This window comes from Pseudomonas sp. NPDC089407 (genome assembly GCF_044900445.1).
Classification (GTDB): domain Bacteria; phylum Pseudomonadota; class Gammaproteobacteria; order Pseudomonadales; family Pseudomonadaceae; genus Aquipseudomonas.
The window spans coordinates 13523-38168 of sequence record NZ_JBJDNB010000016.1 but is presented as its reverse complement, the minus strand read 5'-3'; the positions used below and the strand labels follow the sequence as shown (position 1 = coordinate 38168).

Sequence of the window (24646 nt, the reverse complement as noted above, 5' to 3'; positions counted from 1 at the left end):
TATGTGGCGAATGGCAAGGTGCCAGTAGGGGGTGCCCTGCTTGGCGAGCTTATTAGGCTATCAAATTGCCGTTGACAGCTTTGGGGCGTAACTCCAGTTTTCCAGCAGGCGGGTCGAATTTCAAAGGAGAGATTATGTTGGCAGGAGTTGCGGCGGAGAAAATATTTTGTGCCAACTTGCCGCTCGGAAGGCGCTTGCTGAATCCTTGCAAGCGCCATCCTCGCCTTCCATTTTGAGCGCTCAAAAGGCCGTCTCTCTGACTGTTGCTGAATTCGAGAGCCAGCATCTCACCAACTGCCGAAGCCGATGACTGTCGAGAGTCGATAGTGAATGCGCTATGAAATATTAAGGACTACTAGGTCAGCTGGGTTATACAGCACCAAAGACCGCTTCATGGCTAGCTGCGATGGAATGATCTCGCGAGCGAAAATGATCGATAACTGCCTGAAGTCGAACATTAGGCGAGGGTCGTGGGTTTTGCGAAACGCTCCTACTATCGAGTGCACCGATCCCGGGTCTTTAAGACTTGAAATCCATGCCGGATCTAATGCGTTAAACATTTGGCTAGCTGAGCAGTATGCTTTGGAGTACGAATCGCCCTGGTAACCAAATTCGATGTATATGGCGTCGGGGATCCACTCCTGGAATACCCTGTCAACCTTATAGCCTTCAGGCGAATAACAATCTGGAATTGAGCAAAAGTTAATCAAAGCAGAAATGGCACAGGCGATGTCTTCATTCGTATAGGGGAGATTTCGCATACCGTTCCATGCTTGACGAGCCGTAGATCTCAGCAACGCCTCGTCGACTTCCTCGGGAAGCCCGGTAAAGATCCACTCTACTGCTTGGGCTCGAAGCCCTCGTTGAGTGTTCAGTGCCCCTCTTATCGAATGTTTCACCTGATCGGCAAGACTGGGGGCTGTGGCCCCGCTACGAAGGGGCAAAGGCATATGGCGGCCAACGGTCGAATAAAATTGTTCGTTTGGATTTACTCGCCATGGTTCGAGTGCCTCGTCGCTCCATTGCGCGGTGGGGCTCAGCGAAGCGATGAATGAATCTGAGTCGTAGGTTTCGGGCGTCTCGACATAGATATTGCGGAACAGGCTTTGCTTTCCTTGCTCTTCTGCTATGGCACGGAGCATGGCATGGTTCTCTATGCGTCGCTCATTGAAGAAATACGTGTCGAGTGTTTGCTCCAAGGCGCTCTTGTGTGAAGGGTATATCTGTTCGCGCGATGGGAAGGCTGGAGCACCACTCCAAGGGAATACGATTCTATCCATGTCGTAAATCTGATACCATGGATGATTCGCGAACAAGAAGTGACCGTGCTGTGATTCCAGCCTCCAAAGATTAGGGACGTTAACCGTCACTGGCTCTGCAATAAATGCTATTCCTTCAACCGAAGGGGGCAGATGACTATAAAATTCTTTAAGGTCTGAAGTGTCTAGGCAGTAGATAACGCAATTGCCAGGCTCCTCGGGTGGAGATTGAGTGTCAGATGCAAAGAAGCCTGCAATTGTAGGTTCGGTGCTAAAGTCAATATAGTTCGTAGGGAATCCATAATGCTGAAGCACAGCGAATAGAGAATCGACGTGCTCTTCCTCTGCAAAATAAGCGAGGGCTGGCTGCTCGATCACCCAGTTCGTGAACCTCAGCAGCTTCTCATCAAGCTGAGATTTAGCGACCGGGTCGTGAAGTACTTTGCGCTCCAGCGACGAACTTGGCATCCACTCGCGGAGCTGTCCTCGAAACCAATCGTAGCGTCCTTCGGCTTTGAAACTCTCAGCAAGCGCAACTGCGTCTTCTACGTTCGCTGCTTCAAATACTGTCATCGATGATATCCATATATCAAATTATGCAGTCGATAGTTTGACCGCCTTGCACCAGTTTGTTCACTAAGCCCGTAACCTGAATTATTTGCCGTGGAGCATCAAGCCACTGCGCGGGTGACTGCTAGCCACGGCAAATTCAGAGTAGGAATTGATCTGGGCCCAAACGCCAGCTTCAGGAGGTTTGTGCGATATCTTCCTCCAGCTCCCGCACCGCTTTACTGGCTTTGATCTCAAAGCGGCGTTCGACCTCTGAATCGCTCAATTTTGCCGCTTCTGCGCCAAGCCACATAGCGAGCTTCTCGCGCTTCTGGGGCACCGTGAGAGCGTCAAGGTTTGGAATGTACCCATCGCCTGCCTTCATGCCTCGTTGAAGCTCGTAATAGGTCTTGATCAGCGACTTTGGGTGAATCTCGCCGCCAGGACAGAATCGATCGGTAAGCTTCCTGATGGTGTGATTCACGGAGCGTAGTTGTGCAGTCGTGGTGATCTGCGAGAAGTAGGCTGCCCAGCCGAGCCGCTTGCCCTTGAAAATGCAACCGGTGATCCTGAGGTTGAGCTTCCATTGGCAATAGGCAAGCGCACGCTCTTTATCTGCCATGCTACGGGCGGTCAGCAACTTGTGACGGTAAGCAGTGAAGATCTTGGCCACCGATGCTTCGAATCTCAGGATGCTCTCGTGACGTATCAGTACGTTGCCGCTCTCAATCTGATAACCCAAGAAACTGAAGGGCTCAGTCAGTGGCGCGACTTTGGATTTCGACTCAGGCCCAAAGTCATGAGGGTTGAGCTTCAACCCCTTTAGCTGGGTAATCAGCTCATTCGCTGTTGAGCGTGCCAAGCCTGCGGGCGCGAGGATCAGGATGTCATCCACGTAGCGCTGGTACCAAATGCCCGGCCTTGATCCAAAGGTGGCATCAATGCTTTGCAAGGCAATCTCTGCAAGTACGTTGGAGATTGCCAGGCCCTGCGGTACGCCAATAGTAGGGCGATCAGCACCTTTACCTCCCCTGGATTCAGGCACAGTGGGCGTGGTGAGGGCGCTGCTGATCAGCTTGCGAAGCTCTGGTTTTCTGATCTTTTTCTTTGTTGCCGAGGCTACAAGGTCATGGGGAATGGATGGATAGAACGTTTTCAGATCGATTTTGGCGTATTCAGCGTAAGCGCCTGAGTCGAGCGCTTTTTTCAGCGAGTCGATGACGGTCTGAGGGAGTGTGAGTTTCGCAAGGGGGAACACGTCAGAGAGGCAATTGCAGAGCGCGCGCAGGACGATACGGTCTCGGGCTGTGGGGATGGATATCTGCCTGGGAAGAGATGATGCCCCTTTGAGTATCAGTTTTTCCTTGTAGGCGGTGAAGCGGTACTCACCCTGGTGAACCTTTTCGTGAATGTGGTCGATTTCCGCACTCAGAATCTTGTTGAGGTTAGCCGGGCGCATACGGTCGAGCCCGATTGCACCAGATTGCTTGATTTTCTCGGTGTAGATTTCCAAAAGGTGCTCACGGCTGAAGCGCTTTTTGAAACTCAGGGCCGCGCTCATGGCTTGTTCCAAAACGAGTAAAGCCCGACTACCACAGGCAGTGCATAAAGCATCGTCGTGATCAAAAAGCGCATCGTCAGCCAGAACACTGCATTGAAGTACTCGAAACCCGTTGGAACTCGACTGGTAAGCCCAGTTGCGAACACCCGCGCTATGCGATCGTCGATCTCTCGATGATTTTCGGACTCAGCGAGCAATTCGTCGTAGCGGTTTACCTGCGCAGGTGTGGGCTTCGGGGCGTCAGGTTCAGATGAGCCGTTGGGCAAATCACGATGAAGCTTCTGCAGCTCCAGATAATTCGTACGCATCAGCATCGCACGACCTCGGAAATCCCGATTCGCTACCGCGAGTGAGATGCCCAGCAGCGCGACGGATAGAATGGTCGCCATGACATCAGTGTCGGGGCCCAGCACTGTGCTGTGTCGTATGGTTAGCACCCCCAGGGCCGTGCTTAGAATCGCATACCAAACCAGCAAGAGCTGTGAGTGAAAGTCCAGCCACTCTAGGCGTTTATGAGCCTGAATTCGCGCCTTGTAAGTGAACCAGACGTTGTCCTTTTTCACGCACATCTCTCCATAGAAAAGGGGAGAAGGGGTGGGAGGATTTGAGTACCGTTGAACATCCTTAATGGGATCAGCGGGCCGAAGCCCAACAGCCGAAACTGTTTATTATCAGAACCGCCCTCGCTTGCGCGAGAGGAAGAGCCCACCCCTCCGCGAGTGATTCTACCGTGCCAGTATCACCGGTGGAACTGGTTCCACCTAACGGGCTAAGCATTTTGTGAAATGCCGGATGAAGGGCACGGACTCAGATTCAGCCGCTGAAAACCAGCTGGAGTACAAATGTACTCTTCTGTGTAAGGTCTGACGCCTAAAGAGGGTGTCAAACTGAAATGCAGGCCGGCGTCGCTTCTACGGGATGCTCATGTACTCCTAATCCGGCAAATGCGTCATGCAGCGTGGCGTGCTGGCTGCTGGCCATCCTTTCCGGATATGCTCCGGCCACAGCATCACATCCAGCCCTACGCGGAGGTGGCCATCGGCCCTGCAGGCTGCAATTGATGCGTAATTGTCGCCTGGGCGCATGTCGAGGCGGATGGTTCCTCTTCCTGGTCAGGAGGGGGCAGATTCCATGGAGATGGCATGAGCTTTTTTTCGGACGAAGAGATTGATTCACTCAAGATCACACGGATGATCTTGCATGTCGTGGGTACCAAAGACTTCGCGGCCATGCCAGAGCGGGCTCTGGAGGAGGAAGCGTTCTTCATCGGCAAGATCGTGGACATGGCCACCGCGCCGGTGTTCATGTTCAAAGCGGTATCGGTGACCCGTAACGAGGTCGAGGCGATCGCAAGTGAGGACACGTCCTTCGTGGCCGGCGCTCAGGCCCTAGCCGCCAGTTTCAACCGTGCGCACGTGGGTGGCAGTGCTGATGGCGTTCTGTTGATGTTCGAGCTGTCGGTCGCAGACCCGGATGTGAAGATCTATAGCCTGATCAAGTACGACTACAAGCTTGCGTTGGAGCAGAATGATGGTGCTCCAGGAAAGAAGCTGCGGCGTATCGTGAATGCCTTGGTGGACGAGAAGAAGGCCATTCAAAAAACGGCGCTGATTCGGGTGATCAGCGGGGTTGCCGACCAGAACATTTCGGCCACCGACCGCACCAAGCAAGGGGTTGATCTTGCCGACTACTTCGCCGATTTCTTGGCTGTGAGCAGGGCAGTTTCGGACACCGAGCTGAGCGAGATCACCCGCAAAGTCCTCAAGGCGGCACTGCAGACCTGCATTGAGCACCTGCCCGGTCAGGATATAGCCAAGGCGCTGCAGCGGGCCCAAGCCAATCTGGGCACTCGCCGGCGCATTGATGAAGAGGCGATCGTTGAGGCAGTGATGCTGGCAGCGGGGCATCCTGAGGATGAGAAAATCGCCAACCGCCTGGAGCGTGAGACGCGTAGTCGTGTCAGGAAAAGCAAGCTGCACGAGCTGAGCTTCAAGCCTGATCGCCGGATCCTCCGACAGCCCTACATGCGCAAGATCGTCACGGCTGAGGGCGTCACGATTCTCTTCCCCGATCGGAAGGAAAACCCCAACGTCCAGGTGATACAGCTCGACGGAGATAAGAAACAAATCATCGTCGACACAGACCGAGTCAAGGAGGACAGCGTTGTCACACCAAAGCCTGGCCAGCCTGCTTAACGAGCTATCGCGCAAGCGTCAGGCGCTAATCACAGAGGGCAACCTGACGCTCATCGTTTCCGACCTATCTGCGGAAACTGCTCGGTCGATCAAGAAAGCCGCTGTCACTGCTGCCTGGTCATTCACGATCTACGACTGCGCGAGCAGCGAAACTGACGTCGATGATGAGGATGAAGATTTTGGGCCGTTTCGCGTTGAGCTGGAGAAGCCACTTCCGGAAGACCATGTCCAGGAACAGGCCCTCTATGTGGCGACGGAAGTAGGCTTCAAGGCGTTCCTGGTCAATGGACACGCTGCTGCACGTTGGCACCTGCTTGGCCTCACTCAGCCTTTCGTTACCAGAGCGAGGGCATATTGTGGTTGGGGTGAAGAGGGCGACTACACCGAATCACAGGCGACCAAATCACCCCGCCTCCTGGTGAAAGAATCAGCGACCCTCCGCAAAGTACCGGAGGATGTGCGCCTTTGGTTGCTCGCAGAAGGACATCATCTCGATGAGGCTGATCCTTTACACATGCTCTGGGCAGGTCAGGCATTCGGTGCCCTGAGCCGTTGTTTTGCGAATGAAATCGACACCAGTGGTAGCAAGCTCACCTTCAAGGGGCCGCCCAAGCTCAACCTTGCGATCCGAGAGGCGGTAGAGGGTCATGCTCCCATCTCGCTTAAAGACTTCGAGGTTGTCCAGGAAGCAGCGGCATGGGTGTTCGATAACGCGCGGGAAGCAGAGGTGAAGCACATCCTGTTGTCCGCCGAAATCGCGCGTTCCGGTCGGGCGGACGGGGAGGTACAGGAGTACTTCGGGGAGAACCTGGCCGCTGCCTTGGATTGCGCGAGAATCGCTTATCAGATGGCGGTCTCGGAAATCACCAAGGACACCCTGAAATCCCTGACAGATCTTCGTAAGGCTGTGACGGAGGAAACGTCGAAGGCCACAGACGCGACCCGGCAAGCAATCGCAGCGATCTCCACGGCGCTGACCGTTGGCTTGGGCCTCATCGCCGCGAGGCTCACGTTGCAGATCAACCCGTACCTGATCTCGATCGTCATGGCGGTCGCAGTTGGCTACACGGTACTGAACGTGATGTCGGGCCGTAAGTTCATCAATATCCAGCGAAAGCTTCGTAAGGACTGGCAGCCAAAGCTGTATCGCTTTCTGTCTGAAGCCGAATTCAAGAAGATGGTAGGGGATCCGATTGAGCAAGCCGAAGGGCTCTTCTACAAGGTGAGTTGCCGGGGTATTGCGATGCTTGGGGTCGCGGCCCTGGGTATTTCCATATACGCCTTTACCTACAGCGCCCCTGCACCCTCATCGTCGACGTCTGTAGTTCCCCCGCCCCAAGCTCCAGCAGCTCCAGCAGCTCCAACAACCCCACAGCCGTCTGCCAGCGACCCGGCGACTCAGCCTCAGATTAAGTCTCAGCCAGCCCCTACCTCTCAGCCCGAGATTACCCCGCAGCGAGAGCCGGCGCCTCAGCCTGAGATAAGGCCACAGCCAAACCCGGAGCCGAAAGAAAACATCCCGTCGAAACCGTCACAAAAAAGGGAGACTCCCGTCAGGTTCGATCAGGGGATTTATGCTTCCCGTTCGATTACATCCAGCCCTGGGAGGGCTACGTGAAATCTTCCAAGATGTTCTCGCATCCGATGGTGGAGCACTGAACGTCTGTACGCCCAAACCTAATCTTACCCCCTGAGCCAGGATTGCCCCTTCACCTACCAGTGGCGCGCCGTCGTCGACCTGGCGATCCCGATCATCCTCGAAACCTCGGCTTTGTTATGACCGAGCGATTTCAAGCGCTGAACTTCGTCACGCAGTTTCCCGGCTTCCAGTACTCGTGGGTGGGGCGCTGGCTTGTCGTCGATTGGGATCGGATGAGCCAGGCCATCAAGATCAGCTAGCTCATTCCGGGCTCGTTCCAGAAGGTCGGAAGGGGAGATCTGCTGGCTGGCTCCCCATGTCGCGGCAACGAGCGTCAGCGGGTGCACATTGAGCTGCGCGGCGATCTCTTCCAGCTTGTCCAGGGTGACGCTGGCCTCGCCCCGTTCGAGCCGACTGACGTACGACTGGCTTACACCCCCTTGGAAGTCAGTCTGCAAGACAGCGGTTTGGCGGCGCACGAAGCGAAGGGCGGAAGCGAACGCTTTCTTGAGCATGGATGACCGGCCTGTAAATCGCACTGTATGCCCGGTTTGCGCGGTACGACTCAAATGCGTATATTCATGCGAGTGATGCAATCTGCTTGTAATGGCCTGGCTGCCGATGGTGTCCGCCGTCCTGACGTATTGAGGACGAGGAGCGTGCATCAATATTTCACTAAATCCTGTTATGCCCTCAGCGCCAGTGGCGCGGGGGCGCAGGCGTTGCGAACTGTCCTTTTGACCAATTTGGGGGGAGGCAGAAATCCCCCCTTTGCCTTAGTCGGAGACCTGTAGTTGAAAGTCCGCATCTATTCTGACCTTCACCATGAGTTCAGCGCGGCCCCAAATCTCGATCTGGGCTGCGTGAGCCATGATGCGGATGTCGTGATCTTGGCGGGGGACATCCACACGAGGGGTAGAGGCGTGGCCTGGGCTCAGGAAGCCTTCGATGTGCCGGTTGTCTATGTCCTGGGTAACCACGAGTACTACAAAGGTCATTTCGACAAGACGCTCCGATCAATGAAGCAATTGGCCGAGGGCAGTCACGTACATGTGCTGGAAAATGAATGCTTGGTCATCGGTCAGGTGCGCATTCTCGCGGCTACCGCTTGGACAGATTTTTCAGCGAATGGAAACGTCCACCAGTCCTCGGAGGAGGCCCGACGGGGCATGAATGACTTCCGCAAAATTCGGGCGGGAGAGGGTTACCGCGCGCTGAGTGTCAGTGATGTGATCAGCCGGAATCATCAAACCTACGACTGGTTGGCTCAGGAGTTGGCCAAAGGCTTCGATGGCCAGACAGTTGTAGTCACGCATCATTGCCCTCTAATTGACTTCTCGGGGCCAGAGAAGGGGTCGGTACTCATGCCGGCGTACTCTAACCAGTGGCCCGAGCTAGTTAAGCAGGCGGATTTCTGGGTTTTCGGTCATACACATAGTCATGTTGATGAAGTGTTCGAAGGCTGCCGTATTTTGACTAATCCACAGGGGTACCCTGGCGAAGATTGTGGCTTCAATCCTGACTTCCTGATTGAAATTTAGATAATCACAGGGATATTAATGCTTAATTATCAAAAGAAACTGGCGGATGCTGACCGATGCCAGTTTAGTCGGCCAGTAACCGGCTTTCTACTTGACGTTCGCCCGAAGGAAGAGGGCGTGCGCGGGGCAATTTTTAGTGATGCCTTGAAGCGTTTTGAAGATGGCGATAGCGTCACGATAACTGAGATAAAAGAGACGTGCCATGAACATGGTTACAGCCTTTTTTTGACAGCGGATGGGTGCTGCTACGTTGCTGTCAGTCACCTGATGTTTTTAGAGGAAAGCTTCAATGGAGTGCCGCAAACGGTCATCCTCCGTGCTAGCTGATGGATGTGCCGTACCCCAAGTTAGGTGCCTGAGTGGCGCTATCGAGAAATTTAGTCCTGCATGTTTAAGGAAAGTGCATGTCTGATCTGAAAAAAATGACAGTTGTCGTTAAGAACTTTGATGTCCAGGCTCGTGGTGACTTAGATGTGCTTTTCAATCGCGTTAGGCTTGAAGATGAGCAAGGTAAAACCTTCTACATAAAGAACGTTGCGATGCTCAACTATTTGGATCGACATGGAGCAATGTTGAAGGATACTCCAAGGACATGGTTTTATAAAAACCTGTCAAAAAAAGCTGTAGTTGTGGTGGCAATGGAAAAGCCAGGAGGGAAAATTGAGTATGACCTTGACGATCTGCGACTGCTATCCTACTCCAGTATCATCAAAGGTCTTATGATATCCTTAGCCATGATTCCTGGGGGTATTATTGCTGCAACAGCCACGTTCGGCCTCGGCCTGCTGCTTATTCCAGTCGGGTTTTGGTACGGCTATTGCGCGATCTTCAAGGTTCCAGCAATGCTGCGTCGCAAGACTCTAATCGGTGATCTGGCGGCCCATGGCATTGTTGTTCGGTAGGTTCTATCAGCAGAATGCTACTGTGGGGATTCAGCCGATAGAAGGAGCGACAGATGAGCAATGCGGTCATTTTTGATGTTTTCGGGACGCTGCTTCAGATCCGGAACCGCCAAAATCCATACAGGCTCCTGCTGAGAGAAGGCGCACGTCAGGGCCGCCCTGTATCCCCGACCGACCTGCGTGCGCTCATGACCTTCAATGGTGGAATCGCAGAGGCCGCCGCTGCTTTCGAGATTACACTGTCACCCCAGAAGCTGATGGAGCTTCAGAGCGCTTTGGAAATTGAGCTGAAGTCTATTCAGCCCTTTGACGATGCCCTGCCGGCTCTCGACATGATCAGAAACCGAGGGATGAAGATCGGGGTCTGCTCCAATCTGTCACAGCCGTACTGTGCGACCGTCAGACGTCTGCTGCCGGGATTAGATGGCTATGCGCTTAGCCCTGAGGTTGGGGTGATGAAGCCTGACCCACTGATGTACCAGAGCGCTTGCCATCTCCTAGGCCTGGAGCCAGGGAGTGCTCCTGACGCAGGGAACCGGGTTCTGATGATCGGTGATTCACCCAAGTGCGATCGAGACGGCCCTCGTCAAGTCGGAATCATGGGGTATCACCTAGATCGCAGTGGGAAAGGCCGCTTCGGAGACTTGCTCGCGTTCGCACATGCATTGACGGCCAGCGACTGAGGAGGCATAGGTGTTTAAGCGTCCGGGAAAGCTCTTTCCACTACGTCGAAACTCGCTGGGTGCAGAGCTCATTCAGCCTGTCGCCAGAGCAGGGGCCGATCAAAGTTACACCCAGTACGCGGATTGGGGGCATGGCATAGGGATTCTATGCCACACTGAATGGGCAAACGCAGATGCTCATCAGAAATTCACGGAGGAATACCTGTGCGCCGAGCTTTTTCAAAAGCACTTTACTATCCAACTATCGATGTGAAAAATGAGCGTTGGTTACGTAGCGCAGTGTTGTTTTAGGATTCAATTAGAACCATAGCTCCTGTCTCATATCCTGTGCCCTACTCAAATGCTTTTGCTCGCGTGCTTTATGATGAGGGTGTGCTCAATCCTGTTCGGGTTTCTTCAAGTATGGATGAGGTTGAAGAGCTCACAGATAAAGTTCTGGAGTATTTGACTGACCCAGCTGCAGCTGGAGTGATGCTCGGTACTGATCAGTATGCTCGGCATAGAATTCACTAGGAGAAAATTTCGTATCAGTTGCGGGAGCTTGCGAATATACACCCTGGCGAACTTTCGCACCGGGTTCGCTCGGAACTGGAGCAAGGTGTTTATGAGGGAGATTGGCTCCACGTTACGCCTGGTTTCGCGAATTTCTTTATGACGCTACTCGCTACTCAGCTCGCTGAGCGACTAGGTCTAGGCTTGGTGACGGAGTCATCAGCTGCAGATCAATTAGCTATCGCAGTTCGCAAGGGAAAGCCTCTCGGGGATTCTACTGGTCGAAGGCCGGGTCGCCAGTTCGATGCGCATGGGCCTAGACGATCATTACCGGCGGATCTTACCCCGAGTTTGCTGATTGATCTCATGGTGGAGGGGGTTTCTCTTCCTCAAGACATATCTGCGCATGAGCTGCTAGACTTCAAGGACTACCATGCTGAAGAGCTGGCGGTATTTCGGGTTGAGGTCTCACGGCTTGCTTCAGACTTGCCTGAAGGTGTGCCTGTGGAAGCGCTAAGGCAAGCAGTTTCAGATCGCTACAAGTCTCATGTGCTCCCTGCGATGCACAGCCTTAGAACTTCACTGAAGGCCCAGAAATGGGAGTCCGGAATCAATGGGCTCCTAAAAATTTCATGCATCACGGTCGCGCCTACTTCTGCCGCGATACTTGCAGGAATGCCGACTTCAATTGCTTTAATTGCTGGGGCGGGAATCTCGATGACAGCCTCAGCGGTTTTATGGGCGAATCAGCGGCGTCAAACGATCATAGACAACCCTTACTCTTATTTACTTTCAGTTGAGCGACAATGGTAACGCGCGGAGCTCATCATCAGGTCGCTGCTGGTCAGGACATTGGCGGGAACACGATCATGCGGACGTTCGAGAGCGTACCCGTGTCAGACAACACCTGTGGAGTCAGTTGGCAAGGCCATCGGCTGGGGGGATAGCCTTTCCTCAGCTAAGCGATATATTGATGCCCGTATCGGCGGTCGAAGACTATCGAGCAGTGTTAGCCACTTCCAACGCCTCTTCCAAGGCTTCTAGCGCGTCCGCCAAGCGTTGGTCTTCACGCGCGTCACCGGTGCCCGGCTTGTGAGTCTGGCAGTGGCGCAACAGGGCCTCCAGATCGTTCTGGTTCAAATCTAGTTGGATGAGCATGTGTGTTCGTTCGTGAGTTGTGTGGAGGTGATCATGCCGTTTGCCGCTGATGATCACGATGCGGTTGGCAGAGAGGTTACCGTTGGATAGTGATACAGAAAAGCAGGTCTGGACGTATGCGTGGGAGATATACGGTGATTCGCTGAGCGCAATCTTGAAAGGGGCGCTGGCTACCTATAAGCGCGCAGCCGGCTTCGATGACCTCACCAGGGACTACGAGAGTACAACGGGTAAGGGAGCACTACTGGCGTTGAAGAGAGAGCAGAGTCTGCGCTGGCCCACGACCAATTTTGGACAATCGGATTCATGCGTTGAACTGCGCTCCCGCCTTCGCTCATACCTCAGTGAGTATCTGCTTCGCAGAATCGTCCTTGAGCATCAGGGCGCACCCGTTCTTCGCGATGTTCTATTCGCAGGAGACTTGGGACTGTGAGCGCCATTCTGGACGGTCTGGTGTAGGGTGGGCTGAGCCCATCATTTACTCTGCTGCTTGTGCCGCGCATACATGGCAGAGCTGTGCGGTTGTAGACGATCCTCGCTGGATCAGATGGTGGAGCGCCCTTGAGGATGATGTGGGCGTGTTCATTCAATGGCGCCCAATCAGAAGCCCCTGGTGCCAGGTAGGCCTGAAGGCCCTTACGGTTGGCATCAAGCTCCACAGGTTTGTCAGCAGCGGGCGAGGGTACTACGGCATCTTGAGAAGGGGTGCCGGCTGGCGGGGCGTTTTCGTTGGACATCAACACGATCCTTAAAGGTGTGGCGTATCCCGATGGCGTCATATGGGCCAATCGACTGCGCGTGATGAAACCTATGGGCAACGCAGTGTGAGCATAATGCCATCAGCGCTCTGAAGCCGGTAGTAGGAGAGGGCGTTGAACCTCACAGATACTTTTCAACCAGTGTTCAGAGTGTCAGTCGTTAATGGACTGGCGCTTTATTTGGCCGCTTATAAACAACCCTGCGCGTCTCTTGCGCGACCCTTGTAGCCCCACTCAGCTCCAACTCTCTCCCGACTTTTAGAAAGAAGGGAAAGCTACGCGCATACTGCTACCCATGGCGAGCAAAATGCTCGCCAGTACGAGCTTATTGCCAGCTTGTACCGGTCAACTGATGGCGTAGCATGACAACATGAGCAAGATGACGGCAGCCATGCACGGAAGCGCTTAGGCGTGCAGCGCTCATGGATAACTGTGGTTTTGACGAGCACAGCTCGTTAAAATGGCTAGCCCTTAATTTAATTATAATATCTAGGGATTTCCAAATGATGTCACTCCGTAAGCTTTTTGTTCTGGCTGCGCTTCCCTTCTGCATCAGCCTGGCGCAGGCGTAAGAATATAAAGAGATCCGATTTGGCGTAGATGCCAACTACGCGCCCTTCGAGTCCAAGGCAACAGATGGCAGCCTCGTTGGGTTTGATATTGAACTGGGAAATGCGATTTGCGCCGAGCTCAAGGCTGAGTGCAAATGGGTCGAAAGTGAATTTGATGGACTTATTCCTGGTCTTCGTGCAAATAAGTTCGATGGTGTGCTACTGACGAGCCCATAGCGCATGTGAAAAGGAGGTGAAGAGCATCCGCGCCAAATCTAGCGCCTACCATTGCCGTTAATGCAAGCCGTGTAAGCGGAAATCAAGCTTGGCGGAATACTCGGTAAGTCCTACGCAATCTCTCACAATCCTGAAGGCATGAAGCTCCACAACGAAGAGGCGGATGTGATATTTGACTATCTGAACACTGATACGACATCGATTACAGGCATTCCTGCCGCATGCGCGGCCTGAATACCTTGTGGGCTATCCTCGAACACCAGGCATTGGCGCGGTTCGACACCGAGTTCCACGGCCGCGCGCAGAAAGAGATCGGGTGCAGGTTTGGCCTTGAGCACATCGTCGAAAGTGACGATGGTTTGGAAGAGCGGAGTGAGGCCCAGGGCGTACAGTGATCTGGTTACGATCTCGCGTGGCCCACCAGATGCAACTGCCATCGGAAGCCTGCCAGAGAAGCGCCTGGCGATGTCGCTGATGACCGTGATTTCTGCCAGAAAGGCATCGAGGTTTTCGTGGTAGTGGTTTCTCATCGTGGCCACGACCTTATCCCTATCCAAGATAACGCCATGGTCACGTTCGAAGTCGTCCATCAGCACGTGCTCTGACAAGCCGTTACGTGATTCATACCAGTGCGCGCTCATGGAAACGCCTGACAAAGCGAAGCCGGCTGCCCAGGCCCGTGAGTACACAGGAAAACTGTTCACGAGCGTTCCATCGCAATCGAAAATGAGGGCCTTGGCTTGCAGCAGAGCTTCTTCTAGGTGAGCTGTCACAGGTACTTCCTTCTACTTCTTACAACGGAATGCGTGTCGCGTAGTTAGCTTCAGGAAACTGCCTAAGGCTACCTACTGACAGGCTTAGCTGAGCGCCGGTTCCGGCTCAAGCTTTACGGCGGCTTTCAGATCGACCTTGGCAATGTGGTCGGCTACCCGAAGAGCCTGGGCGGCGATAGTGAGAGATGGATTCACCGCTGCCGATGTGGGCATGAAGCTGGCGTCGACTACGAAAAGGTTCTCGTGGTCATAGGCGCGGCAGTAGGTGTCCAGTGGCGACGTAGTCGGGTTGTTGCCCATCCGCACGGTACCGCATTGGTGGGAAGGCGTGCGCTTGTCGAATGGACGTGTCAGAACCACCGGGAAGCCGGCTGCCTTCAGCACCTTCTTGAACTTTGCAACCAATGCCAGGTGAGCATCCCAGTTTGTCCGCTCCCACTTCAGCACGACTCGATCACCTTGCACCGTGACCCGGTTGTCAGGGGAGGGAAGGTCTTCGCTCATCGCGTAGAAGTCGATGCAGTGACGGCTGAACTTGCTCAGTATCCACTCGGGCACGTGCGGCATGCTGCCTTTGAGAATGGTGCCTGATACGCGGCCCAGCAATTGAATGTTGCCCAGCGGGAAGCTGCCGTTTCCGTCAGACAGGTAGAAATCGTCCAGGGCAAACGTCTTCTGGTAGACAGAGTCGTTCACGTAAGTCGGGCTGAAGCCAATCACCGCGGATGCGTTGTGGTTCATGAAGTTCCGGCCCACCTGATCCGAACTGTTGGCCAGGCCTGTCGGATGATTCGCATCGGCAGAGCGCAGCAGCAATGCGGCGGACTGCACGGCCCCGGTGCTCAGGATCACAGTGCGGGCACGGATCTGCTGGAGAGTGCCGTCCTTCATGAACTCAACGGCGCTGATCGGGCCATGCTTTTTGTCCACCTTCAGGGCGGTAACGCGAGCGCCAGTGATCAGGGTGACGTTCTCGTGCTTCAGTGCACCATTCAGCGCTGCAGTCTCAGCGTCAAACTTGCCCTCATCGCAGTGAGGGTGGGCATCCCAAGGCGTGGCGCGATGGCCCAGCCAGCGATCAATGTCTATCCCTAGGGGAAGAGAGTATGGCTTCAAACCGTTCGCAGCCAGACGTTTTCGGACTTCGGCAATGGCCGGCTCGTCTGGAACTGGAGGGTAGTCGTAGGGCTGAGAATGAACCGGCTCAGTGGGGTTTTGGAGTGCATCACCACGCACTTTATAGAGAGACTCGGCCTGGCTGTACCAAGGTTCGAGCTCTTCATAAGAGAACGGCCAGGCTGGGGAAACACCCTCTTGGTGAACCATCTCGGCAAAGTCTTCCTTGCGGTACCGAGCGAGCACGGCGCCGTAGAACTTCGAATTTCCGCCTACGTTGTAGTAGTTTCCTGGATTGAAGCTGTTGCCATTTTCCTCGTACCACAGCTCTTTCGGACGGAAGAGCTGCTTCTGGAAAATGGCACGCTGATCACAGTGCTCCGGACGATGAGTCAGTCGCACACCCACTTCGAGAATCACGATGCGCGCACCGGTGGGAGCCAGGCCTGCGGCCACGGTAGCTCCACCAATGCCAGAGCCAATGATCAAAATATCTGGGCACTCGTTCATATCTACCTCCAAACCTCAAACGCTTACAGGCACGGTTTTGCCTGTAGCAGCGGCCTCAACCACGGCGACGCCGGTGGCCAGAGACCAGATACCATCCAGGCCAGTCGCGGCAGGCTGAGTGCGGTCGGCAACTGCTTCGCTGAACTGGCGGAACCCTGCTTCATAGAGATTGTGGTGTTCCAGGATCAGATGGCGTGTGCCTTCAGCGTTGATCAGCTGAACCTGGCCAACCGGTTGTTGAGTCATGACATCACGTGCAACCAGGGTGCCTTCGGTGCCGATGATCTCGAGACCGGTTTGGCAGTGTTTGGCGGTGAAGGAGTCGTGGAACTGAGCCAGCAGACCGGACTTAAAGCGTATGACGCCCATTACGGAATCTGGTGCACCGGTTGTGCTCATTTCACCGGTCTGGGTCAGGGCAATGACTTCGACAGGATCGTCGCCGAGGACGTAACGCAAGGTGTCGGCGTCGTGGACGGTGATGTCGAGAATCACACCGCCGCCATCGGCTGCTTGTTCAATACGCCAGCCCTGCAGGTGTGGCGGCAAGGAGACGGCGTGGAAAACTCGGGCAGCTAGCGGCTTGCCAATTTCCCCCGCCTGGATGGCGCGGCGCAGTGCGGTGTGAGACGCCGCATTGCGCAGGTGGTGGTTGGTCGCGAAGACGACGCCAGCCTTCTCGGCAGCTTCAACCATTTGCTTGGCATCTGCGACAGTCAGGGCCAGCGGCTTTTCGCACATGACGTGCTTGCCAGCTGCAATTGCCAGGAGTGCCTGCTCTTTGTGCAGGTTGTTCTTGGTCGAGATGTAGACAGCTTCCACTGCGGGGTTCGACAGCAATTGATTGATGTCACTGGTGTAGTGGGTGATGTCGTTGTCCTGTGCGTACTGCTTTGCCCGGCCTTCGTTGGAGCTGAGTACCGAGACGACTTCGTCACCAACAGAGCGAATTGCTTCGATCACCCATTCTTTGGCGATGGTGCTGGCACCAATCAATCCCCATTTCATACTTGTCTTCCTGTTGTATTTATCAGTGGTGAATCTGAGAAGTCGATGCATCCGAACTGCGGGTATAGAGGCCGTATAGAGCGATTGCGGCGTAGCAAACAGCCGGTACCATCAGCGAGTAGGCGAGGGTGCTAAGGTCAGCGGCAAAACCAGTCAGTGGCGGAACAATCGCGCCTCCGACGATGGCGCAGCAGATCAGTCCAGAGCCTTCCGCGGCGCGGGCACCCAGGCCTTCCGAGGCCAGAGCGAAGATGGTTGGGAACATGATCGAATTGAACAGTCCAACAGCCAGGATTGCCCAGCCGGCAGTAGCTCCAGTGGAGGTTGCGGCGATGACGATCAGAAGAATGACCATGCTTGCGGCTGCAGCGAGGATGAGGCCTGGAGCGAATCGGCGAAGCAGCACGGCACCGATGAAGCGACCAACCATTGCGCCACCCCAGTAATAGGCGACGTGCTTACCGGCCAGCTCGGCGTCAAAGCCAAAGGTGCTGTCGAGCATCAGGAAGTTGGTAAGCAGGCTGCCAATAGCCACTTCTGCACCGACGTAGAAGAACAGGCAGGCAGCACCGAAAGCGAAGCGTGGACGCTTGAGCAGGTTCAGGGCAGCCAGTGGATTGGATGGCTTCGGATTAGAGCTGACAGGGATCTGTTTGCGTTGAGCCCAGACGACACAGGCAACGAGGAGTAAAGCTGCAGCGATGCCAGCGTAGGTGTTGCTGATTACCTCTGCCTCTTCCGCCAGGAATGCTTTCAGTGCTTCTGGGGCCAAGGTCGAAGGATCAACAGCGTTCAGGCTTCCCAGGATCAGGATTGCGCCGAGGAACGGAGCGATGGTGGTGCCCAGCGAGTTGAATGCATGCCCGAAGGTGACACGGCTATGTGCGGTGCGAGCAGGGCCGAGCAGGCTGATCAATGGGTTGGTGACCACTTGGACGACTGTAACGCCGGTTGCCAGGATGAACAGTGCACCCAGGAACGCGGTGAACAATCCAACCTTGGTGGCGGGGATGAATAGCAGGCAGCCCGCGGCCATCGTTAGCAAGCCAACTACGGCAGCCCGCATATAGCCGATCCGAGAGATCAGTACGCCAGCCGGAATCGAGGCGATGAAATAAGCCATGAAGAAGGCAGACTGGACGAGCATCGCTTCGGTGTAGCTCAAACTGAACAAGCTTTTCAGTTTTGGAATAAGAACATCGTTAAGGCTGGTGATGCTACCAAAGATGAAAAACAGTATAAAAACGAAGAAACTTAGACGTTGCACTTTGCCTTTGGCGATGGAGTTGCTTCCGGCGTCTGCGGGATAAACAGCTTGCATGGCATCCACTCCCTATATCTTCTTGTAGTAGGAAAGGAAATTTAAGTCACACGGCTCTTCAGAACTTCTTAGAAGATCTGTAGGGTTAACTAAAGCGAGTACAGTTAGTTAGGTGTGATCAGGCTTCGTGAAAGTCTAGGGTACGACAGAAGGCGCTTGAGCGCCTGGGGAGGAAGGGAGAGCAGTTTGTACGCATGGCAATGTCCTCTAAGGATTTTTATTGTTAGGAGCGAGTGAATGCAGGATGCGCCCGTTTCGTCAGGTAGGGGAGTGTGCCCAGAAGCGTTGAGTGATACGATTGTGGCGTATAGATGTTCCTCAAGGGTTGGATCAAGTCGCTATGAAGCCCAGTTACGAGAAGGTTCCGACCGTTCCCACCGCCTCTTGGACGCTGCTTAACCGCCGCCTTCGAGACGAGATTCCCTTCGAATGGCACCATCATCCGGAGTATGAGCTCACTCTTACGCTGAACAGCCGGGGGCACCGCTACATCGGGAGCGACGTGCAGCTTTACGACGACTGCGACCTCACCCTGGTGGGGCCTAACGTTCCACACAGCTGGTGCTCAGCAGAGCTGATCGAGGAGAGCAAACCGCACCACGCTTTGGTGATTTGGTTCTCCGAAGCCTGGGCAACCTCCCTGGTTTCGCTGTTCCCAGAAATGTCCCAGCTTGGCAATCTCCTGGCGGCATCTCAGTGCGCTGTGTCTTTCAGTCCCGAGGTTGCTCAAGAGTTGCGACCCACCATCGAAGGAATGGTGGATCAGAAAGATCCAGAAAGGCTTGTGGCCTTGTTGCACGTGCTGATCCGGCTGACTCAGGATGATGATGCCCAGCGGATTGTTGCTAATGAGGATTCGATTGCCGCACCTACCGCGGATGATTCTAGGATCCACAGGGTGCTGGATTACATTCATGCGAATTTTGCTCAGCAGCTCTCGATCCCCGATCTTGCCGACATGGCCTGTGTAAGCGTTTCGGCGTTCCACCGGATGTTCAGACGGCATACGCGCAGTAGCGCGCTCGACTACATCGCCAAGCTTAGAGTGGGGCGGGCTTGTGCTCTGCTGATGGAGGGTGGGTCGGTTATCTCCCTGATTTCCGAAGAGGTAGGCTACACCTCAGTGGCCTTCTTCAATCGACAGTTCAAGGCATTGAAAGGGATGACCCCTACAGAGTTTCGCAAGCTGCACGGCCACCATTTCAAGTGATCTAAGGGACGCAATTTCGCAGCGCCCCACTTCCTGTTCTTCGAGTCGATCTCCAGCAGATCTGCCTCGTCGTGTCTTTTCTCAGGTGTCAGTCAGGTAGCGCAGATGGTTAACGAGTCTAGAGGAATTCAGTCGGTCGAGCGGGCGATGTCTATTTTGGAAGTCATTGCGGCTTCCGGAGGTGAGGCCAGGCTGACTGATCTGGTTGACTCGCTTGGCCTTCACAAAAGCACCTTGCATGGCTTACTGAACACTCTATGCGCGTTGGGGTACATCTCACGCCGCGGCACGCTTTACGCGCTTGGTTTGCGGTTGAGGGAGGTCGCGCAACCGCTGAGCGATAGTGATTTGATGCTCAGGGAGGAGTTCTCGCCCGTTCTCGAGGCGATGGCGAAGCTGACGGGGGAAAATTGCTACTTGGCAGTACCTTGTGGGACACGCCATTACATCTACCTAGACATGATCGAGGTGGTGCCAGGTACATCGAGAGTGCCCAGAGGGAGGAGAGAGTCACTCACCACTTCAGCAATGGGGAAGGTGTTCCTGGCGTTGGACGGCGAGCTCACCAGAAGTCTGCGCAAGGCCGGCCTAGTGAATGCTCAGCTTGAGGAGGAGATCAAAGCGATCATCGAGCGTGGGTTCGCGTTGGATCTGCAGCAGGCCGAAGTGGGGTTGAATTGCATGGCGTTGCCCTTGCGGAAGAAAGGGCGAATGGTTGCTGCGATATCGGTTGCCGCACCTTCTGCTCGGCTCACTGTCAATCAGCTGGAGTCCATTGCGAGCGGGATGATGCGAGACTTGTACGACATTATCAAACTTTAAGAGTTGAGTCGGTTGCTCTCTGTCATTCGTGGCGGAGACTACTGATTATCGGGGCTCCTTCAACACTGTTTGTGGAGCTCCAAATGCAGGAAAGCATCATCGATCAAGTGATCTCTCGTGCTCGCATCCTGGCGAAAGAGCATGGCTTCTCCGTGTGCATCAGCGTCGTCGACGCCTCTGGCCTACAGGCGGGCTTCTACCGCATGGACGACGCCATTCCTGGCTCTATCGACGTGGCTATCAAGAAGGCGCGCACTGCTGCGCTGTTCCGCACCAACAGCGAAGTCATCGGGGCCGGCGCTCAGCCAGGGGGGGCGATCTACTCCCTTGAGGCAACCAATGGTGGCCTGATCAGCTTTGGCGGTGGCGTAGTGATTCGGAACTCGGCAGGCAAGGTGATCGGCGCCGTTGGCGTTTCCGGCGCAACCGTAGAAGGTGATCAGGTGATCGCTTCGGGAGCTGCTGCCCTATGAGTGATGTTAAGCAGCGGCTTCATCCTGGCGTCTGGGCGCTGGCGGTGACGGCTTTTGCCATTGGTGTGGCGGAATTTATTGTCGTAGGCGTATTGCCATCGATCTCCAATGAACTCGGAGTACCGTTGGCGCGGGCTGGTAGCCTGGTCGGGCTCTATGCATTGGCTTTGGCTGTGGGTACACCGTTGTTGGTTCTGGCGCTTGCGAGATTTCCTCGCAAGCCCGTTCTGCTCGGCTTGATCGGTGTCTTCCTCGCCGGCAACGTGCTGTCTGCGGTTTCCGCGGATTACTCCTCTCTGCTGTTGGGTAGGGTCATCACCGCAGTGGCGCACGGTAGCTTCTTCGCCATTGGGGCGACCGTTGCAGCGCGGCTTGCCCCCAATGGACAGGCCAGTAACGCGATTGCAGCGATGTTCGCCGGCCTAACCCTGGCCATGGTCGTCGGTGTGCCGTTGGGGAGTTTCCTCGGGAATGGCTTTGGCTGGCGCCTGCCTTTCTTCGCTGTCGTTGGCCTGGCGTTGCTAGGTTTGATCGCGGCCACAATCTGGCTGCCTAGCATGTCGGCGCCTGAACCTGTGAAGCCGATGACGCAGCTCTCTGCGGCAGTCCACCCAGCGATCATCACCATGATGCTGGTCACCGTCCTGGGCTTTGGTGCTTCGTTTGCCGCATTCACCTTCATCACGCCGATACTTACCGATATCACTGGGTTCTCAGGGCCAACCGCGAGTTTGTTACTGATCGTGTTCGGTGGCGCTACCCTGTTTGGTAATCTCCTGGGCGGGCGAATCGCCTCTAGGTTCGGATGGAGGAAGGCTTTGCGATGGCTTTTGGTCTCATTGGCGGTGGTGCTTGGGATTCTGGGCCTGGTAATGCACCTCCAGATTCCGACCATCCTGGTGTTGTTCGTCTGGGGCGGACTGGCATTTGGCATCTCGCCGGCTGTGCAAAGCGGAATGCTGGAAACTGCAGAGCGATACACCCCGAAGGCCGTCGACTTCGCCTCAGCGCTGAACATTTCGGCTTTCAACCTTGGGATTTCACTGGGTGAGGTTTCGGGAAGTGCGCTTGTCGCCCATGGGGAGATGGGGCTCACGCCATGGGCTGGTGTGGCAGCGGCGCTGCTGGCTCAGTTGCCTTTGGCCTGCTTGGCGTGGCGGAAGCGCAATTCGGTACAGGTGACTGCGACATAGCAAACAACGAGCCGTGCGGATGTACGGCTCATTTAATTAAGGTTTACGCTATTCGGTTGCTGTCAGTCGTTTATTCGTAGAGCCACCGATGGTTTGAAGGCCTAGCTTTAGATTCCCGGTTGCATTAATTCGTTTGATTTTCACTGATGCGCAAAAGCCGTGATATTCGAAGTTCATCAGGACTGTTCTTTTCTCCTGGCGTTCTTCGAATTCGAATTTTACCTCCGGGAATAGATCTTCAATCGCCTCGCCATTGGGCAAGGTTAAAAACCCTTTCGGAATATTTCTGATTGGCTCATACCTTGTCAGAAGTTTCTCATCCTCCCACTTTGAGCCTAGCCGGGAGCAGATGTTTAGCGCCAAGAGGGTCTGTTCATGATTGTTCATCTTGGTGCGTATCGTTTTTAATATGCTTCGCTTCTCCTGAGTCGGGAGATTGCTTTCATCAATGAATGTGTAAATTGCATAGAGGTTTCTGTAGTAATTTGAAAGGCGAGACTGGTTGCCGCTGAGTCTGCGCCCTTTGGCCTCAGGATACCGTTGAATCAAGCGATTCCGAATATTACTTATGTCATCTAAGATGGTGTCAATTTTGTTGCTGTCGTATTTGTCCTTGAGGAGTTCTCTTCCTGTAATGGTAGAGCCGAAGAAAAATATTGTGTAAGCCACATCGATTGTTTGGTGTATAGTGAGCTCAGGATAGTGCTTCGAGGTAAATTTTAGGCAGACGATAAAATCGCTAAGCAAGATTCTGAAAACATCTGATCCCTTGGAGTTGTTTAGCTGGAAGGATGCTATAAGATCGTCATGAGTTTTAGACATCGCGGCGAACAGTGCATACACGCTCTGCCGAGTCATCGCGGCCCTGCTAACCCTCAATGTAAATATCAAAGCGATCAGCGACGCAAACGTGATAATTGTCCCACCCACGCCGCCAATCCAGTCGCCAAGTTGTCCCCATGTAGCTTCATCCTTCGGGGTGAAAGGAACAACAGCATTCACCACCCATGCCCATGCAGCCTTAATATAATCCACGGTGTACTCTCGCTTCGATATCCATATAGCCCCGGCCACAACGGCACTGCGTCAATGATGATTTTTATGACGACGTAGCGAGGTTACTCTGCAGGTGGCTCTGCCAACCGGGCGCGCTCTGCCCCTGCGCGATATTAATTAGATATTATTTCTGCGGGCCCCGCAGCTGTCCCGCACGATCAATCTTGGCCTGAGCAAATACTTCATCGCCGGAGCGTCAGGATTCTTTAGGCGCTTCATGAGCATTTCGCTTGCGACCTCCCCAAGCCGTTCGGGCTCGAGTGCCACAGTGGTGAGTGGAGGGTTGCAGTACGCTGAGCTGGCCACCCCATCGCTGCCGATCAAGGCGATGTCCTCACCGGCCTTGAGTCCGCGGTTCCCTAGCTCACTGAGTGCGCCAGTGGCGATCAGGTCGTTGTAGCAGACGACCCCGGTCGGGCGGCGCTCCATGTCGAGCAGCCTGCTCATGCCGTCCTTGCCACCTGCCAGGCTGATGGCCGTTTCGATCATCCAGTCGGAATTTGGCGTGATCCCGTTTTTCTCTAGGCATTCGATGTAGCCGCGCAAGCGCTCCATGCTCACCGCGTAGGTGCTGTTGCGTCCGATGAAGGCGATGTCCCGGTGCCCAAGGTCGATCAGGTGTTGGGTGGCGAGTTGGATACCGACGTAGTTGTCTGCCCCGACGAAGTCGGTCTCTTGGCCTTCGAACGCACGCATGACTGTTACGAACGGAAGGCCCCACTGGCGCAGCGAAGCGACCAGCTCGGGAGAGGTGCCGAAGGTGGGGCAGATGATGATGCCTGCGGCTTTCTGCTCCCGCATCGAGGCGAGTACCTGGCGCTGAACCTCCTGGTCTTCGGCAGTGTGGGCGAGGAGGGTGATGTAGTTCGACTCAAGCATCTTGCGCTCGGCGCCTACGAGAAGCTCCACGAAGAAGGAGTTGCTCAGGTCATTGACCACCATCCCGATGACGTTGGTCACGCCTTGCCTGAGGTTTGCGGCACTGCGGTTGTAGACGTAACCAAGCTGTTGAGCCGTCGCTCGCACCTTCTCGGCGGTGGCGGGGCGTACCAGGGGGCTGTTGTTCAGTACCAGCGAAACCGTGGATTTCGATACTCCACTGGCTTTGGCGATATCGGTGATGGTGACCTTGTCGTCGCTGGATGAGCTGCTCAACGTGAAATCCCGGTAATTGGCTAGGAACGTTCCAAAAGTACCAAGTTTTCTGACCGTTCCGCCAGTCGGAAGCGCTGAAGGTCTGACCCTATTCACTCTGCAGATCCGTTTGGATGCGCACGCCAGTGATTCCCACTTGATCTGAGCGCTGTCGACGAAGTGTGTTGACACGAGAAATCACACGTTTTACATTTTTGGAACGTTCCAAAAACGAAATGGAACGATCCAATAACAAAAAACTGGTGCGTGTCATGAAGTTTTTCCACTCCCTGCTTGCCATGCTCCGTTCGCGTTTCGACGCGACCGTCGCGTTCCCATCCTCGATCCCTGAGGGATCTTCTCAGCCTGATCTCGCCGCCCAGAGTCTCGAGTTGGCCGACCCCTTCGCGGGCGCCTTGGGCTTGGCATTCCTGGCTAATCCCGCAAGCGTCAGCCCCCGCTACTGAATCACAGTCTCGGGAGCTGCAATTCGAACCCAACACGG

At 54.8% G+C, this 24646-nt stretch carries 23 protein-coding genes and 1 pseudogene; 13 read left to right on the top strand and 11 right to left on the bottom strand.

The window, feature by feature from the left end; genetic code table 11:
• Positions 1-335 precede the first annotated feature (335 nt).
• From ACI2KG_RS14275 to ACI2KG_RS14265, 3 genes are all read right to left on the bottom strand, one after another.
• Complete coding sequence (locus ACI2KG_RS14275; protein WP_404662345.1) at positions 336-1832, bottom strand: FRG domain-containing protein; 1497 nt, start codon at positions 1830-1832, stop codon at positions 336-338.
• A gap of 172 nt (positions 1833-2004) precedes the next feature.
• Positions 2005-3369 (bottom strand): reverse transcriptase domain-containing protein, encoded by a 1365-nt coding sequence (locus ACI2KG_RS14270; RefSeq protein WP_404662344.1) that lies wholly within the window; start codon positions 3367-3369, stop codon positions 2005-2007.
• The gene (locus ACI2KG_RS14265; RefSeq protein WP_404662343.1) at positions 3366-3932 is read right to left on the bottom strand and encodes an SLATT domain-containing protein; all 567 of its coding nucleotides are present in this window, start codon (positions 3930-3932) and stop codon (positions 3366-3368) included. The genes ACI2KG_RS14270 and ACI2KG_RS14265 overlap by 4 nt, the downstream gene beginning before the upstream one ends.
• 579 nt (positions 3933-4511) lie before the next feature.
• Here ACI2KG_RS14265 and ACI2KG_RS14260 point away from each other — a divergent pair.
• Positions 4512-5564 carry a nucleoid-associated protein gene (locus ACI2KG_RS14260; RefSeq protein ID WP_088512242.1) on the top strand — a complete coding sequence of 351 codons (1053 nt, stop codon included), beginning with the start codon at positions 4512-4514 and terminating at the stop codon, positions 5562-5564.
• Positions 5533-7182: a hypothetical protein gene (locus ACI2KG_RS14255; RefSeq protein WP_404662342.1), complete on the top strand. Its 1650-nt coding sequence runs from the start codon at positions 5533-5535 to the stop codon at positions 7180-7182. The genes ACI2KG_RS14260 and ACI2KG_RS14255 overlap by 32 nt, the downstream gene beginning before the upstream one ends.
• Before the next feature lie 95 nt (positions 7183-7277).
• Here ACI2KG_RS14255 and ACI2KG_RS14250 read toward each other — a convergent pair whose 3' ends face one another.
• Positions 7278-7718, bottom strand: coding sequence for a helix-turn-helix domain-containing protein (locus ACI2KG_RS14250; RefSeq protein WP_227696127.1), 441 nt, complete (start codon positions 7716-7718; stop codon positions 7278-7280).
• A gap of 279 nt (positions 7719-7997) precedes the next feature.
• Here ACI2KG_RS14250 and ACI2KG_RS14245 point away from each other — a divergent pair, with 279 nt between their 5' ends.
• From ACI2KG_RS14245 to ACI2KG_RS14225, 5 genes are all read left to right on the top strand, one after another.
• On the top strand, positions 7998-8744 hold the full coding sequence (locus tag ACI2KG_RS14245; protein WP_404662341.1) for a metallophosphoesterase: 747 nt from the start codon (positions 7998-8000) through the stop codon (positions 8742-8744).
• A gap of 18 nt (positions 8745-8762) precedes the next feature.
• Entirely contained in the window at positions 8763-9071 is a 309-nt protein-coding gene (locus tag ACI2KG_RS14240) for a hypothetical protein (protein ID WP_404662340.1), read from the top strand.
• A gap of 77 nt (positions 9072-9148) precedes the next feature.
• Complete coding sequence (locus tag ACI2KG_RS14235; protein WP_404662339.1) at positions 9149-9646, top strand: hypothetical protein; 498 nt, start codon at positions 9149-9151, stop codon at positions 9644-9646.
• Between the two features lie 53 nt (positions 9647-9699).
• Positions 9700-10329, top strand: coding sequence for an HAD family hydrolase (locus ACI2KG_RS14230; protein ID WP_404662338.1), 630 nt, complete (start codon positions 9700-9702; stop codon positions 10327-10329).
• A gap of 843 nt (positions 10330-11172) precedes the next feature.
• A complete protein-coding gene (locus ACI2KG_RS14225; protein ID WP_404662337.1) occupies positions 11173-11634 on the top strand; it encodes a hypothetical protein in 462 nt (153 codons plus the stop codon).
• A 183-nt stretch (positions 11635-11817) separates the two neighbouring features.
• Here the strand turns inward: ACI2KG_RS14225 and ACI2KG_RS14220 are convergent, their stop codons facing one another.
• Positions 11818-11979 (bottom strand): hypothetical protein, encoded by a 162-nt coding sequence (locus ACI2KG_RS14220; protein WP_404662336.1) that lies wholly within the window; start codon positions 11977-11979, stop codon positions 11818-11820.
• Between the two features lie 1342 nt (positions 11980-13321).
• Here ACI2KG_RS14220 and ACI2KG_RS14215 point away from each other — a divergent pair.
• Positions 13322-13510, top strand: a pseudogene (locus tag ACI2KG_RS14215) (transporter substrate-binding domain-containing protein); the annotation flags it as partial.
• Positions 13511-13701: 191 nt separating this feature from the next.
• On the opposite strand, the gene ACI2KG_RS14210 reads toward ACI2KG_RS14215, so the two are convergent.
• The 4 genes from ACI2KG_RS14210 to ACI2KG_RS14195 all read right to left on the bottom strand — a co-directional run bounded on the left by ACI2KG_RS14210 (position 13702) and on the right by ACI2KG_RS14195 (position 18253).
• On the bottom strand, positions 13702-14298 hold the full coding sequence (locus ACI2KG_RS14210) for an HAD family hydrolase (RefSeq protein ID WP_404662335.1): 597 nt from the start codon (positions 14296-14298) through the stop codon (positions 13702-13704).
• 84 nt (positions 14299-14382) lie between these two features.
• Positions 14383-15924 carry a GMC oxidoreductase gene (locus ACI2KG_RS14205; RefSeq protein ID WP_404662334.1) on the bottom strand — a complete coding sequence of 514 codons (1542 nt, stop codon included), beginning with the start codon at positions 15922-15924 and terminating at the stop codon, positions 14383-14385.
• Between the two features lie 15 nt (positions 15925-15939).
• The gene (locus ACI2KG_RS14200) at positions 15940-16932 is read right to left on the bottom strand and encodes a Gfo/Idh/MocA family protein (RefSeq protein WP_404662333.1); all 993 of its coding nucleotides are present in this window, start codon (positions 16930-16932) and stop codon (positions 15940-15942) included.
• Between the two features lie 22 nt (positions 16933-16954).
• Positions 16955-18253: a sugar MFS transporter gene (locus ACI2KG_RS14195; RefSeq protein WP_404662332.1), complete on the bottom strand. Its 1299-nt coding sequence runs from the start codon at positions 18251-18253 to the stop codon at positions 16955-16957.
• Between the two features lie 340 nt (positions 18254-18593).
• Between ACI2KG_RS14195 and ACI2KG_RS14190 the strand changes: the two genes are divergently transcribed.
• From ACI2KG_RS14190 to ACI2KG_RS14175, 4 genes are all read left to right on the top strand, one after another.
• On the top strand, positions 18594-19463 hold the full coding sequence (locus ACI2KG_RS14190; protein ID WP_404662331.1) for a helix-turn-helix domain-containing protein: 870 nt from the start codon (positions 18594-18596) through the stop codon (positions 19461-19463).
• A 105-nt stretch (positions 19464-19568) separates the two neighbouring features.
• Complete coding sequence (locus tag ACI2KG_RS14185) at positions 19569-20285, top strand: IclR family transcriptional regulator (RefSeq protein ID WP_404662330.1); 717 nt, start codon at positions 19569-19571, stop codon at positions 20283-20285.
• A gap of 83 nt (positions 20286-20368) precedes the next feature.
• Positions 20369-20758 (top strand): heme-binding protein, encoded by a 390-nt coding sequence (locus ACI2KG_RS14180; RefSeq protein WP_404662329.1) that lies wholly within the window; start codon positions 20369-20371, stop codon positions 20756-20758.
• The gene (locus ACI2KG_RS14175; RefSeq protein WP_404662328.1) at positions 20755-21951 is read left to right on the top strand and encodes an MFS transporter; all 1197 of its coding nucleotides are present in this window, start codon (positions 20755-20757) and stop codon (positions 21949-21951) included. The genes ACI2KG_RS14180 and ACI2KG_RS14175 overlap by 4 nt, the downstream gene beginning before the upstream one ends.
• A 48-nt stretch (positions 21952-21999) precedes the next feature.
• Here the strand turns inward: ACI2KG_RS14175 and ACI2KG_RS14170 are convergent, their stop codons facing one another.
• Entirely contained in the window at positions 22000-22986 is a 987-nt protein-coding gene (locus tag ACI2KG_RS14170) for a putative phage abortive infection protein (RefSeq protein WP_404662327.1), read from the bottom strand.
• A gap of 138 nt (positions 22987-23124) precedes the next feature.
• The gene (locus tag ACI2KG_RS14165) at positions 23125-24162 is read right to left on the bottom strand and encodes a LacI family DNA-binding transcriptional regulator (RefSeq protein WP_404662326.1); all 1038 of its coding nucleotides are present in this window, start codon (positions 24160-24162) and stop codon (positions 23125-23127) included.
• A gap of 164 nt (positions 24163-24326) precedes the next feature.
• Here ACI2KG_RS14165 and ACI2KG_RS14160 point away from each other — a divergent pair, with 164 nt between their 5' ends.
• Positions 24327-24608, top strand: coding sequence for a hypothetical protein (locus ACI2KG_RS14160; protein ID WP_404662325.1), 282 nt, complete (start codon positions 24327-24329; stop codon positions 24606-24608).
• The last annotated feature ends 38 nt before the right edge of the window (positions 24609-24646 follow it).